The sequence below is a fragment of the Antarctobacter sp. genome (assembly GCF_034670325.1).
Classification (GTDB): domain Bacteria; phylum Pseudomonadota; class Alphaproteobacteria; order Rhodobacterales; family Rhodobacteraceae; genus Antarctobacter.
Map to the genome: position 1 here is coordinate 288776 of NZ_JAXMNR010000006.1, position 20647 is coordinate 309422.

A 20647-nucleotide genomic window follows, 5' to 3' on the forward strand; every position below is an offset into this window, starting at 1 on the left:
GATGGGGGGCCGCGCCTGCGCTACAAGGTCCGCAGGCGTGACGGGGCACGCGCGTGTGAAGCAAGGTCCGCAGGCGTGACGGGGCACGCGCGTGTGAAGGATGGGTGATATTCGCCGTCTGGCCATCTTGGGCCGCCTGTGAAATACACTTTGGCGGGTCAAGCAAGGATACGGACATGAGCGAATTCGACTACGATCTCTTTGTCATCGGCGGTGGTTCGGGCGGCGTACGCGCAGCGCGGGTTGCTGCGGGCGAGACGGGGGCCAAGGTCGGGCTGGCGGAAATGGACCGGTACGGCGGCACCTGCGTGATCCGGGGCTGCGTGCCGAAAAAGCTGATGGTCTTTGCCAGCGAATACGCCGGGATGCCCGCCGAGGCGCGCGCCTATGGCTGGGACATACCGGATGGCGCGTTTGACTGGTCGGCGTTCCAAGGCAAGCTGAACACCGAGTTGGACCGGCTGGAAGGCGTTTACCGCAAGCTGCTGTCCGGCTCTGGTGTCGACAGTTACGATGCCCGCGCGCGGCTGAAGGACGCGCATACGGTCGAGTTGTCCACCGGCGAGGTGAAGACGGCGAAGCACATCCTGATCGCCTCTGGCGGGCGTCCGGTGCGCCCCGACATGCCGAACGCCGAATTGGGGATGGTTTCGGATGACCTGTTCCACATGGAGCGGCTGCCGAAATCCATCCTGATCGTCGGTGGCGGCTATATCGCCTGTGAGTTCGCCTGCATCCTGCATGGCTTGGGTGTCGAGGTGACGCAGTACTATCGCGGCGCGCAGATCCTGCGCGGTTTCGACGAAGAGGCGCGCGGCTTGATCGCGGACGCGATGAAGGAACGCGGGATCGACCTGCACACCGGCACCAATATCGTCGAGATGCACCGCAGCCACGATCCCCGCGAAGAGGGGTTGGAGGCCGCTCCGGTCGAGGCCAAGCAATACGGCAGCGACCATCACGCCGGTCCCAGCGATGGCATGATCCGGGTGAAGGCGACCAACGGCAATATCCGCGAGTTCGACGCGGTGCTGTTCGCCACGGGCCGTGCGCCCAATACCGCAGACATGGGGCTGGAAGAGGCCGGTGTCACGCTGGGCCGGGGGGGCGCCATCGAGGTGGATGCGTACAGCCAGACCAAGGTGCCCTCGGTCTATGCCATTGGCGACGTGACCAACCGGGTGAACCTGACGCCGGTGGCGATCCGCGAGGGTATGGCCTTTGTCGAGACGGTGTTCCGGGGCAACCCGACGCCGGTGGATCACGAGTTGATCCCCAGCGCGGTCTTCACCCAGCCCGAGATGGGCACCATCGGGCTGAGCGAAGAGGATGCGGCCGAGCAGGAAGAGATCGAGGTCTACTGCACCTCATTCCGGCCCATGCAGACCGCCTTTGCGGAAAAGCCCGACCGCGTCTTGATGAAGCTGATCGTCTCCAAAGCCTCGCGCAAGGTGCTGGGATGTCATATCGTCGCCCCGGGCGCGGGGGAGATGATCCAACTGGCAGGCATCGCCATCAAGATGGGCGCGACCAAGGAAGATTTTGACCGGACGGTGGCGGTGCATCCGACAATGTCCGAAGAAATGGTGACCATGCGCAATCCGATCCGGACCGCTTGAATTCGCGGGCGCTGGGCACAGGTAACATAACAAATACGACAGACGAGGAAGGACCGAAGTTCATGGCAGGTAACAGCGGCGGCCCCTGGGGGGGCGGCGGTGGCAACCAGAACGGTGGCGGTAACGGTCATCGTCCGCCCAGCGGTGGCGGGGGCGGCGGGCGTCGTCCCGAAGACAGCCAGATCCCCGAGATCGACGAATTGATGAAAAAAGGCCAGGAACGCTTGCGCGTTCTGATGGGCGGGCGCGGCGGCGGTTCCGGCAAGAACGGATCGGGCGGCGGCGGCGGTTCGGGTGGTCCCGGCCTGACGCGCGGCACCGTGGGGATCGGCGCGGTTGTGCTGCTCGGCCTCTGGGCCTTTGCCAGCGTCTATACCGTGCGGCCCGAAGAGCAGTCGGTTGAACTGTTCCTTGGCACCTATTCGAACACCGGCAATCCGGGTCTGAATATCGCCCCTTGGCCGTTTGTGACCTATGAGGTTGTCAACGTGACCTCGGAGCGGACCGAGACCGTGGGCGCGGGCCGTGGCGGCAACGACGGTCTGATGCTGACCACCGATGCGAATATCGTCGACATCGACTTTCAGGTGGTCTGGAACATCTCGGACCCGGCCAAACTGCTGTTCAACATCCGCGACCCGCAACTGACCGTTCAGGCGGTGTCGGAATCGGTGATGCGTGAAATCATCGCGGCGTCGAACCTTGCCCCGATCCTCAACCGCGACCGTGGTGCCATCGCCGATGGCGCGCGTGAGCAGATTCAGGCGACGCTGGACGAATACGACAGCGGCATCAGCGTCGTGCGGATCAACCTCGACAACGCTGACCCGCCGCGTGAGGTGATCGACGCCTTCCGCGCCGTTCAGTCGGCGGAACAGGAACGGGACCGGCTGGAACGTCAGGCCGACGCCTACGCCAACCGCGTCGTCGCAGAGGCGCGCGGTGCCGCCGCGCAAACCCGCGAAGAAGCCGAAGGTTACCGCGCGCAGGTCGTGAACCAAGCGGTCGGTGAGGCCGCGCGCTTTACCAGCGTTCAGCAGGAATACGCGCTGGCCCCCGAGGTCACGCGCCGTCGCCTGTATATCGAGACGATGGAAAGTGTGCTGGGATCGGTCGACAAGATGATCCTCGACAATTCGGTGACCAGCGGAGGCGGCGCTGCCGGTGGCGGTGTCGTGCCCTACCTGCCGCTGAATGAACTTCGCCGCAGCGGAGGGAGCAACTGATGCGCAAGACAACATATCTATTGCCCGTCCTGGTCGTGGCCATTGTGGTCGTGCTGTCGTCGATCTTTGTGGTGGACGAACGCGAAAAGGCGCTGGTGCTGCAATTCGGCCAGATCAAGGCCGTGAAAGAAGAGCCGGGGTTGGCGTTCAAGATCCCGCTTATTCAGGAAGTGGTCCGCTACGACGACCGCATCCTGTCGCTGGACACGCAAACCATCGAAGTTACGCCGTCGGATGACCGCCGACTGGTGGTCGACGCCTTTGCGCGTTACCGGATCGCCGATGTGGTGCAATTCCGGCAAGCGGTGGGCACCGGCGGTATCCGCGTCGCCGAGGACCGCCTGTCAGGCATCCTGAACGCGCAGATCCGTGAGGTTCTGGGTGCCGATCAGGTGACGTCTGACCGGATCTTGTCCGAAGACCGGCGTGAACTGATGATCCGCATTCGTGACAGTGCGCGTGCGCAGGCCCGCTCATTGGGTCTGGATGTGGTCGACGTGCGTCTCAAGCAGACCAACCTGCCGCAGCGCAACCTTGAAGCCACCTTTGACCGGATGAAGGCAGAGCGTGAACGCGAAGCCGCGGACGAAATCGCCCGTGGTAACGAAGCCGCGCAACGTGTCCGGGCCTTGGCGGATCGTACCGTGGTGGAAACGCTGTCGGTTGCGGATCGGGATGCCAACGTGATCCGGGGTGAGGCCGACGCCGAGCGGAACCGCATCTTTGCCGATGCTTATGGGGCGGACCCGGAGTTCTTTGCCTTCTATCGCTCGCTTCAGGCCTATGAGACGTCGCTGAAGGGCAATAACTCGACCATGGTCATGACGCCGGACAGCCAGTTCTTTGAATACTTCAAGAACGAACTGTCGACCAACGGCTCTGTGACGCTGCCTGATCCGGTGGCCCGCACCGTTGCACCGGACGCGCCGACGCCGGAAACCCCTGAGGATCCGGCACCTGTCAGCCCGGCCCCGACGGACCCGGCACCGGAACCCGCTGATCCGGCTGTATCGCCCGTTGCGCCCGAGGCCGACACACCGCCCGCAGGCAATTGAGCGGGACGGACATACTGACGGGGATCGGAATGGTCCTTGTGATCGAGGGGCTGGTGTATGCACTGGCCCCTCAGCTTGTGGAGCGCCTGTTAGAGGCGCTGCGCGCGCTGTCGCTGGAACAGCGCCGCAACCTTGGCCTGTTGACGCTGGTGTCGGGCCTGATTGTGCTGTGGATCGCCAAGGGATGAGCCACCCCGGCTGAGTGCGGCAAATGACCGGCCCCAAGCGGTTTTTGACCGGGTGGCGCGACGGCGCCTAGCGGAAATGCGCCGATTTCGCCGTGTCACACCCTTCTCACAAACCGGTGAGGCAGCATTTCAACCCTTTGGTGTTGCGCGCGCGCACCTATCTTTGACACACTGACCGACAGGAGGCAGGCGGTGGCGTGCGGCCCCGCGCGCCCGCTGGCTGGCAGAGACAAGGAGACCCCATTGAAACCGCAATCCCTCGCCTTGACGCAGGAGAATGCGACACCGCTGCGGCTGTTCTGGCTGGCATCGCTGTCGATGATCCTGATCGTATCGCAATCCCTGATGGCCCATGCGCGCGGCGCGCCCGAAAGCTTTGCCGATCTGGCTGAGCGGATCAGCCCCGCCGTTGTGAACATCACCACCTCGACAACGGTCGCCGGTCGCACCGGCCCGCGCGGCGTTGTTCCCGAAGGCTCTCCTTTCGAGGACTTCTTCCGTGAATTTCAGGATCGTGGCGGTCCCGACCGCCCGCGTCGGTCCTCGGCCCTTGGGTCCGGTTTTGTCATTTCCGAAGACGGCTTTATCGTGACCAACAACCACGTCATCGAAGGCGCGGACGAAATCACCATCGAGTTTTTCGAAGGTTTCGAGCTGCCTGCGACGCTGGTGGGGACGGACCCCAACACCGATATCGCCCTGCTGAAGGTCGAGGCAGAGCGCCCGCTGATCTACGTCAAGTTCGGCAACAGTGACACCGCGCGTGTCGGCGACTGGGTCATGGCCATGGGCAACCCGCTGGGTCAGGGCTTTTCGGTCTCGGCCGGGATCGTTTCGGCCCGCAACCGGGCGCTGAGCGGCACCTATGACGATTACATCCAGACCGACGCCGCCATCAACCGCGGCAACTCTGGCGGACCGTTGTTCAACATGGACGGCGAGGTGATCGGCGTGAACACCGCGATCCTGTCGCCCAACGGCGGGTCGATCGGCATCGGCTTTTCGATGGCGTCGAACGTGGTGACCAACGTGGTCGGCCAGTTGCAGGAGTTCGGTGAGACCCGTCGCGGCTGGCTGGGTGTGCGCATTCAGGACGTCAGCGATGACGTGGCGGACGCTCTGGAACTGGCAGAAGCCAAAGGCGCGCTGGTGTCTGACGTCCCCGAGGGCCCCGCGCTGGAGGCCGGTGTCGCGGCAGGCGATGTGATCGTGTCGTTTGACGGCATCGATGTCGAGGACACCCGGCAGCTGGTCCGCATCGTGGCCAACACCCCGGTGGGCAAGACCGTGCGCGTGGTGGTCAACCGCGATGGCACGACGCAGACGCTGAAGGTCACGCTGGGCCGCCGCGAAGAGGCGCAGGGCGCTGTCCCCGCCGCCGCGCCGGTTGTGCCGGATGCCCCCGAAGAGCTGAAGACCCTTGGCCTGACGCTGAGCCCGCTGACGGATGCGATCCGCTCGGAACTGAGCGTGCCCGCTGGAATGCAGGGTCTGGCGATCATGGATGTCGATGCGACGACCGAGGCCTTTGAAAAGGGCCTGCGCGCCGGTGACGTGATCACCGAAGCGGGTCAGCAGGCGATCAGCAGCATCGAAGACCTCGAAGCCCGCATCGAAGAGGCCCGCGACGAGGGCCGCAAGTCGATCCTGCTTCTGGTGCGCAGCGGCGGCGACCCCCGCTTTGTCGCGCTGAGCCTGTCGGACGGCTGATCCCGAGCGACTGCGTCATGAACCACAAAGGGCGGCCTGCGGGCCGCCCTTTTTCGTCAGAGGTTGCGCTGTGGTGCTGTGATTACAACGTCCCGCTCACCGGGTCTGCGCGGGGCAGTTCGACCGCGACCAGCCCCAGCGCCCGCGCGGTTTCCAGCGAGAGCTGCGCGCTTTTCAACCCGCGCTCTGACTGGTAGGCGCGCACCGCGGCGGTGGTCGGCGCGTCCAGCGTGCCGGTGACATTGCCTGCGAAATACCCCCTCGCCGCAAGCGCGCGCTGGACCGAGGCGATGAACTCGGGCGTCATCTGTTCGGGGCAGGGGGCCTCGAAGGTGATTTCGCCACGTTCACGCACCACGCGCGGCACAGGGGCCTTGCGATAGATTGGCGGGCGGATCACGGTGCCGTCCTCGGCGATCTCTGCCTGAACCACCTGAACCTCGCCCATGACATGCTCATAGACCGCCGGACGCACATCGCGCGCCCGGCAGGTGCCGTCCTCGATGTGTTCGGCAAGCGGCGGCGGGCCGTCGGGCATCTGTGCCTTACGGCTGACGGTCTGTGGGTCGCCACAGGCGGCAAGCGCAGTCAGCGCAGCCAGCAGCGCGGCCGGGGGCGAAGGGAAACGGGACATCTCTGCTCGGGCCTCTTGTGTGCCTTTGTTGCGGAGAACATAGCGGTTTTGGCGCGCCCTGCCTAGTGCGCCGGAACAGGGGGGAGGGCCGACAGCGACGGGTCGCCTGTGCCGTGGCCCTCAGGGCGTATCGAGCAGCCGGTCCAGCAGCGCCGAGATATCTTCGATGTGTTCCGAGATGACGTGGGTCACGCCGTTTTCGCGTTGCACCCGGCCGGTGACGCGCAGCATCCGGCCCGCGATCACCGCGCGGCGGAACTGTTCATACAGTTTGCGCCAGACGATGATGTTCACCACGCCGGTCTCATCCTCCAGCGTGATGAAGATCACGCCTTTGGCGGTGCCGGGACGCTGACGCAGGATCACCAGCCCGGCGACGGTGACGCGCGCGCCGTTGGGTGGCTCGCGCAAGCGGTGCGCGGGAATGCAAGAGGGGGGGTGAGGCCAGTTCATGTGAACAAATATAGAACACGTGTCGGATAGTGCCATGTTTTTCGCGGCTCTGCGATCACGGGTCGGCCCCTGTGGTCGCAAAGGTGCAATAGGGGCTGGCGGTGGCGGGATGGGCGCACTACCTAGGGTGTCGAATTTCAAGGAGAGCGGTGAAATGGCCAAGATCACCTATATCGAGCACAACGGCACGGAACATGTCGTCGACGTCCCCAACGGTCTGACCGTCATGGAAGGGGCGCGGGACAACAACATCCCCGGAATCGAGGCGGACTGCGGGGGGGCCTGCGCCTGTTCCACCTGCCATGTCTACGTGGCCGAGGACTGGGTCGAAAAGCTGCCCGCGAAAGAAGACATGGAAGAGGACATGCTGGATTTCGCCTATGAGCCAAACCCACAGCAGTCGCGCCTGACCTGCCAGTTGCGCGTCACCGATGCGCTGGACGGTCTGGTCGTCAAGATGCCCGAAAAGCAGATCTGATGACCGCCGGGGCGCCGCGTCAACCGGCGTGCCTGTGGGCAGCGTTCGCGCGCGGCGCGCGGTTGGCACTGTGCGTGTTGCTGACGTCTCCTGTGGCCGCCGTCGCGCAGGAGGCTGTCGCGGCGCGCTATGAGGGCGCGGTGACGCGCTATCCGCACGGCGTTCTGGGCGATGAGATCGAATATGACACGCTGGCGGTGACCCTGTCGGACGGGCGCGTGTTGCGCCGCCGGTGGGACGCGCCGCTGGTGTTCGAGGACGTGGCCCCGCGGCTGTGGGATGTCACCGGCGACGGGCTGCCGGAAATCGTCACGATCGAGAGCCACGAGACGCGCGGCGCGCGGCTGGCGGTCTGGGCCGTCACGGAGGGCAGTCTTGACCCGCTGGCGGCAACCCCCTTTATCGGCCAGCGCTTTCGCTGGCTGGCACCGGTGGGGGCGGCGGATCTGGACGGCGACGGCGCGATAGAGATCGCCTATGTCGACCGCCCGCATCTGGCCAAGACCCTGCGGATCTGGCGCTATGCTGACGGCGCGCTGCGCGAGGTCGCGGCAGCGACCGGCTATACAAATCACCGCATCGGCTGGGACTATATCGCAGGCGGTCTGCGCGACTGTGGCGGCGGTCCGGAGATGATCCTTGCGAGTGGCGACTGGTCGCGTGTTGTTGCCCTGCGCTTTGACGGCACGCTTACGGCGCGTGACCTTGGGGCCTACAGCGCCGACCGGATTGCCGCTCCCGTGACCTGTCGCTGACCGGCTTGGGTCCCAGCGACCAGGGCTTCTTCTTGGTCCAAATACTCAGGGGGAGAGCCGACCGCAGGCGGACGCGGCTTTGCTAAAAGCACGCCGCTGGCAGGACGCCCCCCTTTCCGCCGTCTGACCCGCACGATTGGGGCTTTGCTTTCCCGACTGTCCGAATTACCCCTGTCGGCCATGAAAATACTCTTTCTTGGCGACGTCATGGGCCGCGCGGGGCGGCAGGGCATCACGGAACGGCTGCCGGGCCTGCGCAAGGACTGGCGGCTGGATTTCGTGATCGTGAACGGCGAGAACGCCACCAACGGCGCGGGCCTGTCGGCGGAACACGCCAAGGCGATCTTTGAGGCGGGCGCGGATGTGATCACGCTGGGGGATCATGCCTTCGACCAGAAGGAAATGCTGACCCATATCGAGGGGGACACCCGCATTATCCGCCCGATGAACATCGCCCGGCAAGCGCCGGGGCGCGGGGCGGCGATGTACAAGGACGCGCGCGGGCGCAAGGTGCTGGTGGCGCAGGCGCTGGGACAGGTGTTCATGAGCCGCAACTACGACAGCCCCTTTGTGGCCATCGACGATCTGCTCAAGCGGCATCCGCTTGGCGGGCAGGCGCAGGCCATCGTGGTCGACATGCACTGCGAGGCGACCTCGGAAAAGATGGGCATGGGCCATTTCTGCGACGGTCGGGCCAGTCTGGTGGTCGGCACACACACCCATGTGCCCACCTCCGACACCCAGATCCTGCCCGGGGGCACGGCGTTTCAGTCGGACGCGGGCATGTGCGGGGACTATAACTCGGTCATCGGCATGGACCCGGCCGAACCCCTGCGCCGCTTTGTCAATGGCATGGGCAAAGGGCGGTTCAATCCTGCGCTGGGCGAGGCAACACTGAGCGGCGTCTACGTCGAGACGGACGACACCAATGGCAAGGCCGTCACCGTGCAGATGGTCCGGCAGGGCGGGCGGCTGGCACAGTCCGGCCCCGCATGATCCGGCTCCTGCCCTTTGCCACGCTGGTGGTGACGGGCGCGGCCTGGGGCGCGACGCAGCCGCTGGCCAAGATCGCGGTGTCCGAGGGGTATCGCCATTTCGGGCTGATCTTTTGGCAGACGGTGCTGGTGGGGCTACTGCTGGGCGCGCTGACGCTGCTCAAGGGCAAACGCCTGCCGCTGCATCCCCCCGCCCTGCGGCTGTATCTGTTCATTGCCGTCGTGGGCACGGTTGTGCCGGGCATCGCGTCTTATCAGGCGGCGGTGCATCTGCCCTCGGGCGTGTTGTCGATCCTGCTGAGTTCGGTGCCGATGTTCGCGCTGCCCATCGCGCTGGCCTTGGGCACCGACCGGCTGTCCTTCGCGCGGCTGATGGGTCTGTTGCTGGGTCTGGGCGGGGTGGCGCTGTTGGTGCTGCCGGAGGCGAGCCTGCCCGCCGGGACAGAGGCCGTCTGGATCGCCATCGCGCTGATCGCCTCTGCCTGTTACGCGCTGGAGGGCAACATGGTCGCGAAATGGGGCACGCAGGGGCTGGACGCGGTGCAGGTGTTGACCGGGGCGTCGGTGCTGGGCGCGGTGCTCAGCCTGCCGCTGGCGCTGGCGAGCGGTCAGTTCATCGTGCCAAGCCTGCCACTGGGCGGGCCGGACAAGGCGGTGCTCGCCAGTGCGGTGCTGCACGCCTTTGCCTATTCGGCCTATGTCTGGCTGGTGGGCCGTGCGGGGGCGGTCTTTGCCGCGCAGGTCAGCTATCTGGTCACGCTGTTCGGGGTCACCTGGGCGATGCTGTTCCTGTCCGAGGCCTATACCGGATGGGTCTGGGCGGCGCTGATCCTGATGATGGCGGGCATGGCCCTTGTGCAGCCGCAGCGTAAACCGCTTGTACCCGACCGGGCGTCACGCCAGAATACGGTCGGTTGAGGGCAGGCGGTGAGCTGAGCGGGACATGATCGGAATTGAGCTGAGCCAGACAGGTCAGGCGGTGGTAACCCTTGCCGTCGTGGCCGCGATGTTTGTGCTGTTTGTGCGCGAATCCTATCCGACGGAGGTGACCGCCATCGGTGGCGTCGCGGTGCTGTTGCTGATGGGCGCGCTGCCCTATGAGGCGGCGCTGGACGTCTTGTCGAACCCGGCGCCGTGGACCATTGCCGCGATGTTTGTCGTCATGGGGGCGCTGGTGCGGACCGGGGCGCTGGATGCCTTTACCGGATATGCGCAGGATCAGGTCGCCAAGCGGCCACGGCAGGCAATCGCGGGCATCCTGATGGTGGTCGTCGTCGCCTCGGCGGTGATGAACAACACGCCGGTGGTTGTCGTGATGCTGCCGATTTTTGTGCAGATCGCCAATTCCATGGGCATTGCGCCGTCGAAACTGCTGATCCCGCTGAGTTATGCCGCGATCCTTGGCGGCACGCTGACCCTGATCGGGACCTCGACAAACCTGCTGGTCGATGGCGTCGCGCGGGCGAGCGGGCTGGAGCCGTTCACCATCTTCGAGGTGACGCCGCTGGCGGTGATCCTTGTGGCCTGGGGCATGGTCTATCTGCTGTTCTTCGGGCGTTTCCTGCTGCCGGACCGGACCTCGATGGCGGGGATGCTGTCGGACCGTTCGCGGATGAAGTTCTTTTCCGAGGCGGTGATTCCGCCGGACAGCAACCTGATCGGGCGCGAAGTCCTTGGCGTGCAACTGTTCAAGCGTGAGGGCGTGCGCCTGATCGACGTGATCCGCGGAGACGAGTCGCTGCGCCGCAACCTGCAGGGGGTCGAACTACAGGTTGGCGACCGCGTGGTGCTGCGGACCAAGATGAACGAACTGCTGTCGCTGCAGCGCAACAAGGAACTCAAGCGCGTCGATCAGGTCTCTGCCAAGGAAACCACCACGGTCGAGGTGCTGATCACGCCCGGCTGCAAGATGGTGGGCCGCAGCCTTGGTGCGCTGCGCCTGCGCCGGAAATTCGGGGTCTATCCGCTGGCAGTGCACCGGCGGAACCAGAACATCGGGCGCCAGTTGGACGATCTGGTGGTGCGGGTGGGCGATACCCTGCTGCTGGAAGGCAGCGCCGAAGACATCAAGCGGCTGGCCACAGAAATGGAACTGGTCGACGTGGCGCAGCCCTCGGCGCGGGCATTCCGGCGCGGCCACGCCCCGGTGGCGCTGCTGGCGCTGGCCGGGATCGTGGTGCTGTCGGCCTTTGGCGTGGCGCCGATTCTGGCGCTGGCCGTGGTCGCGGTGGCCATCGTGCTGCTGACCCGCTGCATCGACGCGGACGAGGCGTTTTCCTTTGTAGAGGGGCAGTTGCTGGCGCTGATCTTTGCCATGCTGGCCATCGGCGCGGCGCTACAGACCTCGGGCGCGGTCGAACTGATCGTGGGCGGGGTGGCCCCCTTGATGACCAATCTACCCGCGCCGGTGGTGATCTGGGCGGTCTACCTGATGACCAGCCTGCTGACGGAAACCGTATCTAACAACGCCGTCGCCGTTGTGGTGACCCCCATCGCGATCAGCCTTGCCGCCGCGATTGGCGTCGATCCGCGTCCCTTGGTGGTGGCGGTCATGATCGCGGCCTCGTGCAGCTTTGCCACGCCCATTGGGTATCAGACCAACACGCTTGTCTACGGTCCCGGCGGGTACAAGTTTTCGGACTTCTTCAAGGTCGGGCTGCCACTGAACCTGAGCGTCGGCGCGCTGGCGTCGTTCCTGATCCCGTGGTTCTGGCCGCTTTGAGCGGGGGGCTTGGGAATGCGGTTTGAGGTCAAGGCTTTTGTCGAACTGGGCCCGCTTCCACCGGTAAGTGCTGATTTGACAGTCATCGAGCGTGCGGAACGGGCATTGCAGGCGATTTCCGCTCCGATCACCGATGATGAAGCCAAGGCATTGATCGGATGCTTTGGTGAAGACGATTGCTTTGGGCTGGGCTGGACGCTCCTGCACCTTATCGAGACCGCGCCAATGCCGCTGCCAGAGACGGCCCCGCATGAGGGGGACAATCCGTGGCTCCATCTGCTGTACGCGCGGATAGAGGCCGCAACGTGATGGGCCTTGGGATCACAGTGGAACGGGGGCGATGGTTTCAGGGCTTGGTCGCGCCTGCGCCAGGTCGTCCTTGTTGGCCCGCCGCTCAGCCGTAGCGTTCTACGAACCCTTCCAGCAGGCGCGGCGGTTCGGTGACCTGGGCGGCGCGGCACATCTCGATCAGGGTGTCGGCCTCTTCGGGGGCGAAATAGCCCTTGTGGCGATAGATATGGATGCGGGTTTCGAACTCTTTGGCGTCTGCCTCGGGGTGAAACTGGGTGGCATAGACGTTCTGCCCGTAGCGGATCATCTGGTAGGGGCAGGGGCCGGATGAGATCAGGTGGACCGCGCCTTTGGGCAGGCCCTGTACCGCTTCCTTGTGACCGACGAAGGCGTCGAACCGGTCCGGCAGTCCGATGGTCAGCGGGTCCTGTGCGCCGTCTTCGGTCCGGTAGCAGGTCACCGCGCCCACCGGCTCTCCGTAGCGGTCCTTGGACACTTCGGCCCCAAGGTGATGGGCAAGGATGCCGATGCCATAGCAGCAGCCCATAAAGGGGATGTCCTGCGCGGTGATCCGGGGCATCAGGCGCAGGATCGCCTCTTCGATGCGGCGCTCTACCGGGGCCTTCTTGGCGGGGGGATCGCTGACGCACCCGGGACCGCCGCCGACGATCACACCGGCGTAGTCGCCAGGGTCGAGGTCAGGGGGCAGATCCTCATGGTCCAGGCAAAGCCGGTGAACGCGGTCCTCTGACAGGCCAGAGGTGGTGAGGATGGCGCGGAATTCGGAATCGCTGGCCTCGGCCTCGGGGCGCAGCTGGAGGAGGAGAAATCGGCTCATGCCCCAGCGCTAGCGCAAGCCCGGCGTGCGTGCAACGCGACATGCCGCCGGGCGGGTGCGGCGGCGAGGTGGTGCGCGCTCTTGGCAAGGGGGGCGGCGCTGGCCTATAGAGGCGCTCATATCTCAGGGCATCCGACAAAGAGGCACACCGACCATGGCCGGCCATTCCAAATGGGCAAACATCCAGCACCGCAAGGGCCGTCAGGACAAGATCCGGGCCAAGATCTTTTCGAAGCTGTCGAAGGAGATCACCATCGCCGCCAAGATGGGCGATCCCGATCCGGAAAAGAACCCGCGTCTGCGGCTGGCCGTGAAAGAGGCCAAGGGCCAGTCGATGCCCAAGGACAACATCGAACGCGCCATCAAGAAGGCAACCGGGGGCGACGCCGAGGATTACGAGGAAATCCGCTATGAGGGTTACGGCCCCAATGGCGTGGCGGTCATCGTCGAGGCGATGACAGACAACCGCAACCGGACCGCATCCACAGTGCGGTCGACCTTTGCCAAGAACGGTGGCAATCTGGGCGAGACCGGCTCTGTCGGGTTCATGTTCGAGCGTAAGGGAGAGATCATCTACCCTGCCTCCGTGGGCGATGCCGACACCGTCATGATGGCGGCGATCGAGGCGGGGGCCGAGGACGTCGAAAGCTCGGACGAGGGGCATGTGATCTGGTGCGCCGACACCGATCTGAACGAGGTGTCGACCGCGCTGGAAGGGGAACTGGGCGAGTCTGAGTCGACCAAGCTGGTGTGGAAACCGACCACCACCACGGACATGGATTTTGACGGCATGCAGTCCTTGATGCGGCTGATCGAGGCGCTGGAGGATGATGATGACGTCCAGCGGGTGACGGCCAATTTCGAGGCCTCGGATGAGGTCATGGCGAAGCTGGAAGAGGCCTGAGCTTTCGGGCCTTTCAGGGACGTGAGGAAACCCCCGCTTTGGCGGGGGTTTTTGTTTGGCTCTAAGGGGTGTCCACGCGTGGACAGACCCTCGGTGACGTAAAATCAATGGGTTGCAGAGGCGTTTTTACGTGGCGTTAAGAAATTGCGGCGGCGCAGGCCCTGAAGGTGAACCTGTTTCAGGCGGCAGAAATGGGCAATTTCGACTGAGATTTGCGGTGTAGGCCGTGGGTGACTTTGGAGATACGGCAGACGTTTTAGGCCAGTATGGCACGGTGTCCGGGTGCGGGTGACCGGAGGGGCGGCGGCCTTTGGCCAAGACTTGCGCGAACTGCGGCATACGGCAGGGGTGTGTCCGACGTGCAGGATGTTGCGGCAGACGTGAAGACCTGCTTTTTTACGCGCTGAGCCAATAGACGCGACGCCCTCAATATAGCGAAACGGTGAAAGCCGCTTTGACGGTGTCGGCCAGTTTCCAATTCGAAAGAAGCTGTCATAGTGCGTGGGACGCGAAAAGGTATATCTTCGTTGCGTTGTTTGTCGAAGCCCAAGGACTGTGCGGATGCAAGAAACCCTTCAAACTGACGAGCTTTCCGGCGTGCTGGACATATTGAATGCGCTGGAAGACGAGGTTGTCGTGCTGAATGAGGCCGGCTGCATTCTTGCCTCGAACAGGGCATGGGACAATTTTTGCCTGCAAAACGGCGGAAATTTGGAGAGTTGCTCTGTCGGCAGTAATTACATAGCGGTCTGTACCCCCGCAGACGGTTCTTCCAATGCGGTCGCGCAAATTGTCCCGGAGGGGCTGCAAAGGACGCTGGAGACCGGCAGCACCTTTCGATGCGAATACCCCTGCAACAGCCCGACTGAAAAACGCTGGTTTGAATTGACCGCGAACCGCTATCAGCGCGGCGACAAACCGTACCTGATCGTTCAGCATCGCAATATCACCACGCGGCATATCGAGCGCGAAGAGATAGAACAGGCTCACATCAATTCCAACGCAATGGCCGCATTGGTCGCCACGACCAGCGATGCCATCTTAAGTTACGATCTGGACGGCAAAATCATCACTTGGAACCCGTCCGCCGAAAGGCTGTATGGTTACGGACAGGCCGAAATTATCGGTCAGTCTCTTGAAACACTCTACCCCGACAATTGGCCGAACCGCGTCAGCTACTACCGAGATGAAATTATCGCAGGCAGGTTGCAGGACTTCGAGGCAAAGCGTGTCGCCAAGGACGGAACGGAACGCGAGGTCTGGGTAAGTTGCGCGCCGATCCGGAGCATGGAGGGTGAGATTATCGCGATCTCTAACATTCATCGCGACGTCACCGATGTGCGCAACGCCGAGCGGGCCCGTGACCTGATCGCGAATGAGGTGATCCATCGCGCCAAGAACATGTTGAGCGTCGTGTTGGCCATTCAGCGTCAAACAGCGCGAACTGCCGAAACGCTGGAAGAGTTCAGCCAGAAATTCGGTGCGCGGTTGGCCTCTTTGTCGAAATCGACCGATCTGCTGGTTCACAACGCCTGGTCGAGTGTTTCGCTCGACGACGTTGTTGCAGGGCATCTAGAGCCGTTTACCTCTGTAAAAGACGACCAGCGGGTTGCCATCACCGGGCCGGCCATCAAACTGCAACCGGATTGTGTGCAGGCAATCGGGATGGCGATCCACGAACTGGCGACCAATTCCGCAAAGTACGGTGCGTTGAAGCAGGGCCGCGGTCAGGTGGTGATCTCTTGGCATGTCGCGCGCACCGATGGGCGGCTGCATTTCAATTGGCTGGAAACCGGGGTGGTCGTCAAAGAAAAACCTGTCGGAAAAGGCTTTGGCAATACGGTCCTGACGTCTCACGCGCGGACGGTGCTGAATGCAGACACCACCTATGAGATGCAGGCCGATGGGATCGAGTGGTCGATTGCCGTACCCTCGGCGCATTTTCAGGCCGCCTGACCCGTGACGCATTAAAGCGCGGGCGAGTCCGCGTCTTGGCTTTTGTGGCGATGTCGGGTCGCAGGATGGCGGTTGTGCCCAAATGCAGAGTCGTGCTTGGCCCTGCGTCTTTGAGCAGGCTTTGGATCAGCGTCGCGCCCGCGTTTCGGGCAAACAAGCGACCCTGACGGAATGCCCGACTTGCAGGGATGCGCGAAAACCGCCTAAGCCGGGGGGATGTTGGTCCGGGCGCTTTTCTTGCTGGTGGTCTTTGTGGCGCTTTCGGGGGCCGCGACGTGGTATTTCGGGCATGAGGTGCTGATTGCGCTGGGGCTGATCCTGACCCAGATCAAGGTGCTGATGAAAAAGCTGGCCGGCGTCGAACTGCCGGTGCTTTTTGTCTGGCTCAAGACGCAAGGCGCGATGTTTTTCCGGGTCGAGCTGATCAAGAAATGGATCATGACCTCTGTCCTGCCCCTGATGCTGGGCAAGGCGCTGTTGCGGCGCATTCAACTGCTGGTGAAAGGCTATCTGGAGGGTGTGCAGCTGCGCTATGCGCGGCTGCTGGCGTGGTTCCACCGGCTGAGCCCGCTGGAGCGTGCGGTGGCGTGGATGGTGATCCTCTTTGCCTCGCTGGCCTTGTCGGTGACCTCGATGGGGCTGTGGCTGATCCTGTTTTCGGTGCAACTGCCGCTGTGGCTGGTGGCGGCGGGCGGGGCGGCGCTGCGGATGACGTGGTCGACGTTGCAAAAGGGGGTGTTCAAGGCGCTGGCGTTCTTTCAGCTTGGCTGGCTGTGGAAGGGGATCAAGCGGCTGCTGCCCGCCGCTGTGCTGGAGCGCAAGCGGCGCACCGAGTTCCGCATCGCCCGCGCGATTGTGCGGCGGCGGCGCATGACGTTGAAGCAACTGGTGGACCGCAAGGGGCGGCTGCCGTTCAAGCTGGGCGTGCTGGCAGAGTATCTGTTCCATCCGCCGGGGCGCAAGCGGTAGGCGTGTTGTCAGGCGGTGGCGGTCGGGGGAAAGACCTGCCGTCGGAACAGCGGGCTGATCCCGATCAGCACCAGCGCAATCGACATCAGGCACCAGACCGCCGGCATCTCATTGGGGTTGCTGGTCAGGCCGGAGGCCAGCAGCGGCCCGACCAGCATGTTCAGGACGGCAAAGCGCCATGCTCCGTAGAGGCAGGGCAGGAGCAGCGTGGCAAGCAGGTAGTCGGGGAATTGCCCGACCCCGCCAACCCAGTGCGCAAGGCTGAACAGGTTGTTGAGCGGCATCGTCCAGCCGATGTGCCAGTCGCCCGATATCGTGCAGAACGCCGCCCCGCAGAGCGGTGTGCCGGGCGGGCAGGTGCCCAGCCAGTCGGCGGGGATCAGGCGCGCCAGCAAGGTCAGCGACACAAGCGCGGCCAGCGCCAGCACGATGCGTCTGGTATGCGGGGCGATCCCCGGCCCGACGAGGGCCAGACAGAACAGGTTTATCACGATGGGCTGGAAGGCGATGTGCAGGTAGGACAGGACCGTCACCGTGGTGTTGGCCGGTGTGCCGCATTGGTCGACCACGCCGTAGCCCCAGGCCTGTAGCCCCTCCATCAGGGTGAAATAGCCCAGAGTGCCCCAGATGCCCGCCGGATCGCCGCGCCGCCATGTGACGACGGTTGCGGCGGCGCCAAGGCCTGTCATGGCGAAGGTGGCGGTTTCGCTCCAGCACATGTGGTCACTCCCTTGTGGTCAGAATTCTGGAAATGGCCGGGCAGGTCAATGCCGTAGCGGGGGGCATCACCCCGTCGGGGGCATTTCCGCTTGCCCTTGGGGCGGTTCCGCGCGAGGGGTCGCATCTGGGCGAGGAGACGTGAAAGAGGACACAATGGAAGCGGTGCTGGCGGGGTTTGCCTTGGGGTTGAGCCTGATCCTTGCGATCGGGGCGCAGAATGCCTTTGTGCTGCGACAGGGGCTGCGGCGGGTGCATGTGCTGCCCGTGGTGCTGGTCTGCGCGGTCTCGGACGCGGTGCTGATCGCTGGCGGGGTGGCGGGTTTTGGCGCGCTGGTCGAGGCGGTGCCGGGGCTGGAATGGGGGATGCGGATCTTTGGCGCGGCCTTCCTGATCTGGTACGGGGCCAAGACGCTGTATGCGGCGTGGAAAGGCGGGGCGGTGCTGGCGGCGGGCGAAGGTGCGCAAAGCCTGCGGGCGGCGGTTCTGACCTGTCTGGCGCTGACGTGGCTGAACCCGCATGTCTATCTGGACACGGTGGTCCTGCTGGGCGCGGTTTCGGCGCAATACGACGACCGGCTGGGATTTGCGCTGGGCGCGATGACGGCCTCTTTTGTGTTTTTCTTCTCGCTGGGGTTCGGCGCGCGGGCGCTGGCCCCGCTGTTTGCGCGGCCTTCGGCGTGGCGGGTGCTGGATCTGGTGATCGGGCTGACCATGTGGGCCATCGCGGCAAAGCTGATTGCGATGTAGCGCCGGGGGCTTGTACCTGCGGGTCAATCGGCTAAGCCTTGGCCATGGCAGAAAATTTGCAGAGCCCGGCACGGGGTGTGTTCTGGATGGTGGTGACGGGGCTGTGCTTTGTCGCGGTGACGGCGCTGGTGAAATCGCTGGGCCAGCGCATCCCGGCGGCGGAATCGGCGTTTCTGCGCTATGTGATGGGGCTGCTCTTTCTGCTGCCCGTCGCCAAAAGCCTGTCCAAGGTGCGGTTGACACCGCGGCTGTGGCGGCTGTTCACCCTGCGCGCGGTGTTTCACACCGGCGGGGTGGTGCTGTGGTTCTATGCCATGACCCGCATCCCCATCGCCGAGGTGACGGCGATGAACTATATCAACCCGGTCTATGTGACGGTTCTGGCAGTGTTCTTTCTGGGTGAGCGGCTGGCGCTGCGGCGGGTCATGGCCATCGTGGCGGCGCTGATCGGCGCGCTGATGATCCTGCGGCCGGGGTTCCGGGAACTGGACCCGGGCCATTTCGCCATGCTGGCGACGGCGCTGTTCTTTGCCGGGTCCTACCTGTTGGCCAAGATCCTGTCCGGTGAGGTGAGCGCCACGGTGGTGGTCGCGCTGTTGTCGGTCGGGGTGACCATCGGGCTGGCGCCGCTGGCCATCGCGGTCTGGGTCTGGCCCACGGGGCCGGAACTGCTGGTGCTGCTGGGCGTGGCGTTCTTTGCCACGGCGGGGCACTACACGATGACACTGGCCTTTGCCGCCGCGCCGGTGACGGTGACGCAACCGGTGACCTTCCTGCAACTGGTCTGGGCGGTGGCGCTGGGCGCAATTGCCTTTGGCGAACCTGCGGACCCGTGGGTCATTGCGGGCGGATCGCTGATCATGGCGGCGGTGATTTTCATCACCTGGCGTGAGGCGGTGCTGAAGCGGCGGATCACGCCGCTGGTGTCGGAAACCAAGACCTGACGCCCTGACGGCGGTTCACTTTTCGCTGAAACTCCTTCTGTTGGGCGCAATAGCGCCCCATTTTTTAACGATGATGCAAGCATTCGCGTGCAGCATATCAGGAGGAATTTGATGTTTGCGGAGGGAAAAATGACCGATGACATGACAGAAATTGAGGACTTCCTGCTGAGTGAACGGCAGAAGGTCCTGTCCGAGGCAGAGTGGCGGTTCCGGATGCGGGGCTATGGCTACAACCTGCGACGCACCGACCACGGCGTCGAAGTTGCGCGGCTGCCGCAGAACCGGGTTTTGGGCACGCTGAACCTCTGAATTTTTGCCAAAAGGCTCGACAGGGTCTCTGCGGGACGTGTCTGATGTGCTCCGAATATCGGAGGACAAGGTTTGAAGAAACGGAATTTTCGCAAAGCGGTTATCGGGGCTTTGGTCGCGGGGGTGGCACCGGGTGTCGTCCAAGCCGGGCTGGACGTCTGTAACGACACGGACCTGCGGCAGAGCGTGGCCATCGGCTATGAGGCACCGGGCGGTGTCTGGACATCCGAGGGCTGGTGGCAACTGGCACCGGGGGAATGCAAGACGGTCATGGGGCGCGACCTTGGCCGGCGCTATTTCTACTACAGGGCCACCGTCAAGGGCGGCGGTTTCGACGGGCCGTTTTCATTTTGCAGCGCGCCGGATGCCTTTACCATCGAGGGCGACAAGGATTGCGGCGCGCGCGGCTATGAAAGCACCCGCTTTCGCAAGGTCGACACCGGCGAGGCGGCGGAATTTACCCTGACGCTGGTCGCGGACGGGGGGACGCCGGACCCGCAGCCTGACTATCCGGACCCTGACTACAGCGAAGAGGAGCTGCCACTGGAAAGTGTGGTGGATTTTCCGCGCGGCAGTCTGGGGGAACCGTTCACCCAAAACGGTATCTTTACAGGGTGTGACCTGATCGACGGGCTGGATTATTGCAGCTTTGAGATCGAGGGCTGGCGCTATCACGCCTATTATGGCGGCGGCACGGCGGACAGCATTCTGGACGATCTGCAAAACTGGCCGATGCCACTGGCAGTCGAGATCGAAGGCGACATGGTCAACTATGGCGACATCACGGTCGAGGTGGCGCTGGCGCGGGTGACAGAGGTGTTCGACGGCGATTTCTTTTCCGAAGAGCGGCACTTGATGCAGGGCACATGGCAGTCGGTGGACGATCCGGCGTCACGGTTCACGATCGCGGGCGCGGATGTCTATGACTATTACGACGGCGAATTCACCGGCCATCAGTGGATGACGCTGGGCGGCACCTGTCCCGACGCGCCCTATGAGGGGGTCGGGTTCACCCGGACAGAGCTGGAGACGCAGGACGGCTGGTGCGTGCATCTGGGTGAGGTGACGGCGGAGCGGCTGGAACTGATCAATCCGGGGCGGGGCAATGTCCTGACCTATCGCCGGGTCGACTGA

General features: G+C 64.1%; 22 protein-coding genes. 18 read left to right on the forward strand and 4 right to left on the reverse strand.

The annotated features are described in order from the left end of the window. The first annotated feature begins 176 nt into the window (after positions 1–176). The 5 genes from VOI21_RS16930 (at position 177) to VOI21_RS16950 (ending at position 5798) form a co-directional block, all read left to right on the forward strand. Positions 177–1619, forward strand: coding sequence for an FAD-dependent oxidoreductase (locus VOI21_RS16930; protein ID WP_323771128.1), 1443 nt, complete (start codon positions 177–179; stop codon positions 1617–1619). Positions 1620–1681: 62 nt separating this feature from the next. Beyond that, positions 1682–2845, forward strand: coding sequence for an FtsH protease activity modulator HflK (hflK, locus tag VOI21_RS16935; protein ID WP_323771129.1), 1164 nt, complete (start codon positions 1682–1684; stop codon positions 2843–2845). Continuing rightward, positions 2845–3900, forward strand: a complete 1056-nt coding sequence (locus tag VOI21_RS16940) for a protease modulator HflC (RefSeq protein WP_323771130.1) — start codon at positions 2845–2847, stop codon at positions 3898–3900. Before hflK ends, VOI21_RS16940 begins: the two co-directional genes overlap by 1 nt. After that, entirely contained in the window at positions 3897–4088 is a 192-nt protein-coding gene (locus tag VOI21_RS16945) for a DUF2065 domain-containing protein (protein WP_323771131.1), read from the forward strand. Before VOI21_RS16940 ends, VOI21_RS16945 begins: the two co-directional genes overlap by 4 nt. 243 nt (positions 4089–4331) lie before the next feature. Further along, entirely contained in the window at positions 4332–5798 is a 1467-nt protein-coding gene (locus tag VOI21_RS16950; RefSeq protein WP_323771132.1) for a Do family serine endopeptidase, read from the forward strand. 82 nt (positions 5799–5880) lie between these two features. Here VOI21_RS16950 and VOI21_RS16955 read toward each other — a convergent pair whose 3' ends face one another. Beyond that, positions 5881–6432 carry a peptidoglycan-binding domain-containing protein gene (locus tag VOI21_RS16955; protein WP_323771133.1) on the reverse strand — a complete coding sequence of 184 codons (552 nt, stop codon included), beginning with the start codon at positions 6430–6432 and terminating at the stop codon, positions 5881–5883. 120 nt (positions 6433–6552) lie between these two features. Continuing rightward, on the reverse strand, positions 6553–6885 hold the full coding sequence (locus tag VOI21_RS16960; RefSeq protein WP_323771134.1) for an OB-fold nucleic acid binding domain-containing protein: 333 nt from the start codon (positions 6883–6885) through the stop codon (positions 6553–6555). 154 nt (positions 6886–7039) lie between these two features. On the opposite strand from VOI21_RS16960, the gene VOI21_RS16965 reads away from it, so the two are divergent. The 6 genes from VOI21_RS16965 to VOI21_RS16990 all read left to right on the forward strand — a co-directional run bounded on the left by VOI21_RS16965 (position 7040) and on the right by VOI21_RS16990 (position 12144). Then, positions 7040–7363: a 2Fe-2S iron-sulfur cluster-binding protein gene (locus VOI21_RS16965; protein ID WP_323771135.1), complete on the forward strand. Its 324-nt coding sequence runs from the start codon at positions 7040–7042 to the stop codon at positions 7361–7363. Beyond that, on the forward strand, positions 7363–8118 hold the full coding sequence (locus VOI21_RS16970) for a VCBS repeat-containing protein (RefSeq protein ID WP_323771136.1): 756 nt from the start codon (positions 7363–7365) through the stop codon (positions 8116–8118). The genes VOI21_RS16965 and VOI21_RS16970 overlap by 1 nt, the downstream gene beginning before the upstream one ends. Before the next feature lie 180 nt (positions 8119–8298). After that, complete coding sequence (locus VOI21_RS16975; protein WP_323771137.1) at positions 8299–9114, forward strand: TIGR00282 family metallophosphoesterase; 816 nt, start codon at positions 8299–8301, stop codon at positions 9112–9114. Further along, entirely contained in the window at positions 9111–10031 is a 921-nt protein-coding gene (locus VOI21_RS16980) for a DMT family transporter (protein ID WP_323771138.1), read from the forward strand. Before VOI21_RS16975 ends, VOI21_RS16980 begins: the two co-directional genes overlap by 4 nt. 25 nt (positions 10032–10056) lie before the next feature. Then, on the forward strand, positions 10057–11835 hold the full coding sequence (locus tag VOI21_RS16985; RefSeq protein ID WP_323771139.1) for an SLC13 family permease: 1779 nt from the start codon (positions 10057–10059) through the stop codon (positions 11833–11835). 15 nt (positions 11836–11850) lie between these two features. Continuing rightward, positions 11851–12144, forward strand: a complete 294-nt coding sequence (locus tag VOI21_RS16990) for a hypothetical protein (RefSeq protein ID WP_323771140.1) — start codon at positions 11851–11853, stop codon at positions 12142–12144. A gap of 85 nt (positions 12145–12229) precedes the next feature. Here VOI21_RS16990 and VOI21_RS16995 read toward each other — a convergent pair whose 3' ends face one another. Next, positions 12230–12964, reverse strand: a complete 735-nt coding sequence (locus VOI21_RS16995; protein ID WP_323771141.1) for a glutamine amidotransferase — start codon at positions 12962–12964, stop codon at positions 12230–12232. 154 nt (positions 12965–13118) lie between these two features. Here VOI21_RS16995 and VOI21_RS17000 point away from each other — a divergent pair, with 154 nt between their 5' ends. The 3 genes from VOI21_RS17000 to VOI21_RS17010 all read left to right on the forward strand — a co-directional run bounded on the left by VOI21_RS17000 (position 13119) and on the right by VOI21_RS17010 (position 16793). Further along, positions 13119–13868, forward strand: a complete 750-nt coding sequence (locus VOI21_RS17000; protein ID WP_323771142.1) for a YebC/PmpR family DNA-binding transcriptional regulator — start codon at positions 13119–13121, stop codon at positions 13866–13868. 501 nt (positions 13869–14369) lie between these two features. Continuing rightward, positions 14370–15824: a PAS domain S-box protein gene (locus VOI21_RS17005; protein ID WP_323771143.1), complete on the forward strand. Its 1455-nt coding sequence runs from the start codon at positions 14370–14372 to the stop codon at positions 15822–15824. Positions 15825–16043: 219 nt separating this feature from the next. Further along, a complete protein-coding gene (locus tag VOI21_RS17010; protein WP_323771144.1) occupies positions 16044–16793 on the forward strand; it encodes a hypothetical protein in 750 nt (249 codons plus the stop codon). 8 nt (positions 16794–16801) lie between these two features. On the opposite strand, the gene VOI21_RS17015 is transcribed toward VOI21_RS17010, so the two are convergent. Further along, positions 16802–17512: a DUF5765 domain-containing protein gene (locus VOI21_RS17015; RefSeq protein WP_323771145.1), complete on the reverse strand. Its 711-nt coding sequence runs from the start codon at positions 17510–17512 to the stop codon at positions 16802–16804. Between the two features lie 154 nt (positions 17513–17666). Between VOI21_RS17015 and VOI21_RS17020 the strand changes: the two genes are divergently transcribed. The 4 genes from VOI21_RS17020 to VOI21_RS17035 all read left to right on the forward strand — a co-directional run bounded on the left by VOI21_RS17020 (position 17667) and on the right by VOI21_RS17035 (position 20647). After that, entirely contained in the window at positions 17667–18260 is a 594-nt protein-coding gene (locus VOI21_RS17020; protein WP_323771190.1) for a LysE/ArgO family amino acid transporter, read from the forward strand. A gap of 44 nt (positions 18261–18304) precedes the next feature. Continuing rightward, positions 18305–19204, forward strand: a complete 900-nt coding sequence (locus VOI21_RS17025) for a DMT family transporter (protein ID WP_323771146.1) — start codon at positions 18305–18307, stop codon at positions 19202–19204. Between the two features lie 129 nt (positions 19205–19333). After that, the gene (locus tag VOI21_RS17030) at positions 19334–19513 is read left to right on the forward strand and encodes a hypothetical protein (RefSeq protein ID WP_323771147.1); all 180 of its coding nucleotides are present in this window, start codon (positions 19334–19336) and stop codon (positions 19511–19513) included. Positions 19514–19585: 72 nt separating this feature from the next. After that, on the forward strand, positions 19586–20647 hold the full coding sequence (locus tag VOI21_RS17035) for a DUF1036 domain-containing protein (RefSeq protein ID WP_323771148.1): 1062 nt from the start codon (positions 19586–19588) through the stop codon (positions 20645–20647).

Bases quoted from the DNA above. Each gene is read 5' to 3' on its own strand.
- VOI21_RS16930 (WP_323771128.1), top strand. From the start codon at position 177: ATGAGCGAATTCGACTACGATCTCTTTGTCATCGGCGGTGGTTCGGGC.
- hflK (WP_323771129.1), top strand. From the start codon at position 1,682: ATGGCAGGTAACAGCGGCGGCCCCTGGGGGGGCGGCGGTGGCAACCAG.
- VOI21_RS16940 (WP_323771130.1), top strand. From the start codon at position 2,845: ATGCGCAAGACAACATATCTATTGCCCGTCCTGGTCGTGGCCATTGTG.
- VOI21_RS16955 (WP_323771133.1), bottom strand. From the start codon at position 6,432: ATGTCCCGTTTCCCTTCGCCCCCGGCCGCGCTGCTGGCTGCGCTGACT.
- VOI21_RS16960 (WP_323771134.1), bottom strand. From the start codon at position 6,885: ATGAACTGGCCTCACCCCCCCTCTTGCATTCCCGCGCACCGCTTGCGC.
- VOI21_RS16965 (WP_323771135.1), top strand. From the start codon at position 7,040: ATGGCCAAGATCACCTATATCGAGCACAACGGCACGGAACATGTCGTC.
- VOI21_RS16970 (WP_323771136.1), top strand. From the start codon at position 7,363: ATGACCGCCGGGGCGCCGCGTCAACCGGCGTGCCTGTGGGCAGCGTTC.
- VOI21_RS16975 (WP_323771137.1), top strand. From the start codon at position 8,299: ATGAAAATACTCTTTCTTGGCGACGTCATGGGCCGCGCGGGGCGGCAG.
- VOI21_RS16980 (WP_323771138.1), top strand. From the start codon at position 9,111: ATGATCCGGCTCCTGCCCTTTGCCACGCTGGTGGTGACGGGCGCGGCC.
- VOI21_RS16985 (WP_323771139.1), top strand. From the start codon at position 10,057: ATGATCGGAATTGAGCTGAGCCAGACAGGTCAGGCGGTGGTAACCCTT.
- VOI21_RS16990 (WP_323771140.1), top strand. From the start codon at position 11,851: ATGCGGTTTGAGGTCAAGGCTTTTGTCGAACTGGGCCCGCTTCCACCG.
- VOI21_RS16995 (WP_323771141.1), bottom strand. From the start codon at position 12,964: ATGAGCCGATTTCTCCTCCTCCAGCTGCGCCCCGAGGCCGAGGCCAGC.
- VOI21_RS17000 (WP_323771142.1), top strand. From the start codon at position 13,119: ATGGCCGGCCATTCCAAATGGGCAAACATCCAGCACCGCAAGGGCCGT.
- VOI21_RS17015 (WP_323771145.1), bottom strand. From the start codon at position 17,512: ATGTGCTGGAGCGAAACCGCCACCTTCGCCATGACAGGCCTTGGCGCC.
- VOI21_RS17020 (WP_323771190.1), top strand. From the start codon at position 17,667: ATGGAAGCGGTGCTGGCGGGGTTTGCCTTGGGGTTGAGCCTGATCCTT.
- VOI21_RS17025 (WP_323771146.1), top strand. From the start codon at position 18,305: ATGGCAGAAAATTTGCAGAGCCCGGCACGGGGTGTGTTCTGGATGGTG.
- VOI21_RS17030 (WP_323771147.1), top strand. From the start codon at position 19,334: ATGACCGATGACATGACAGAAATTGAGGACTTCCTGCTGAGTGAACGG.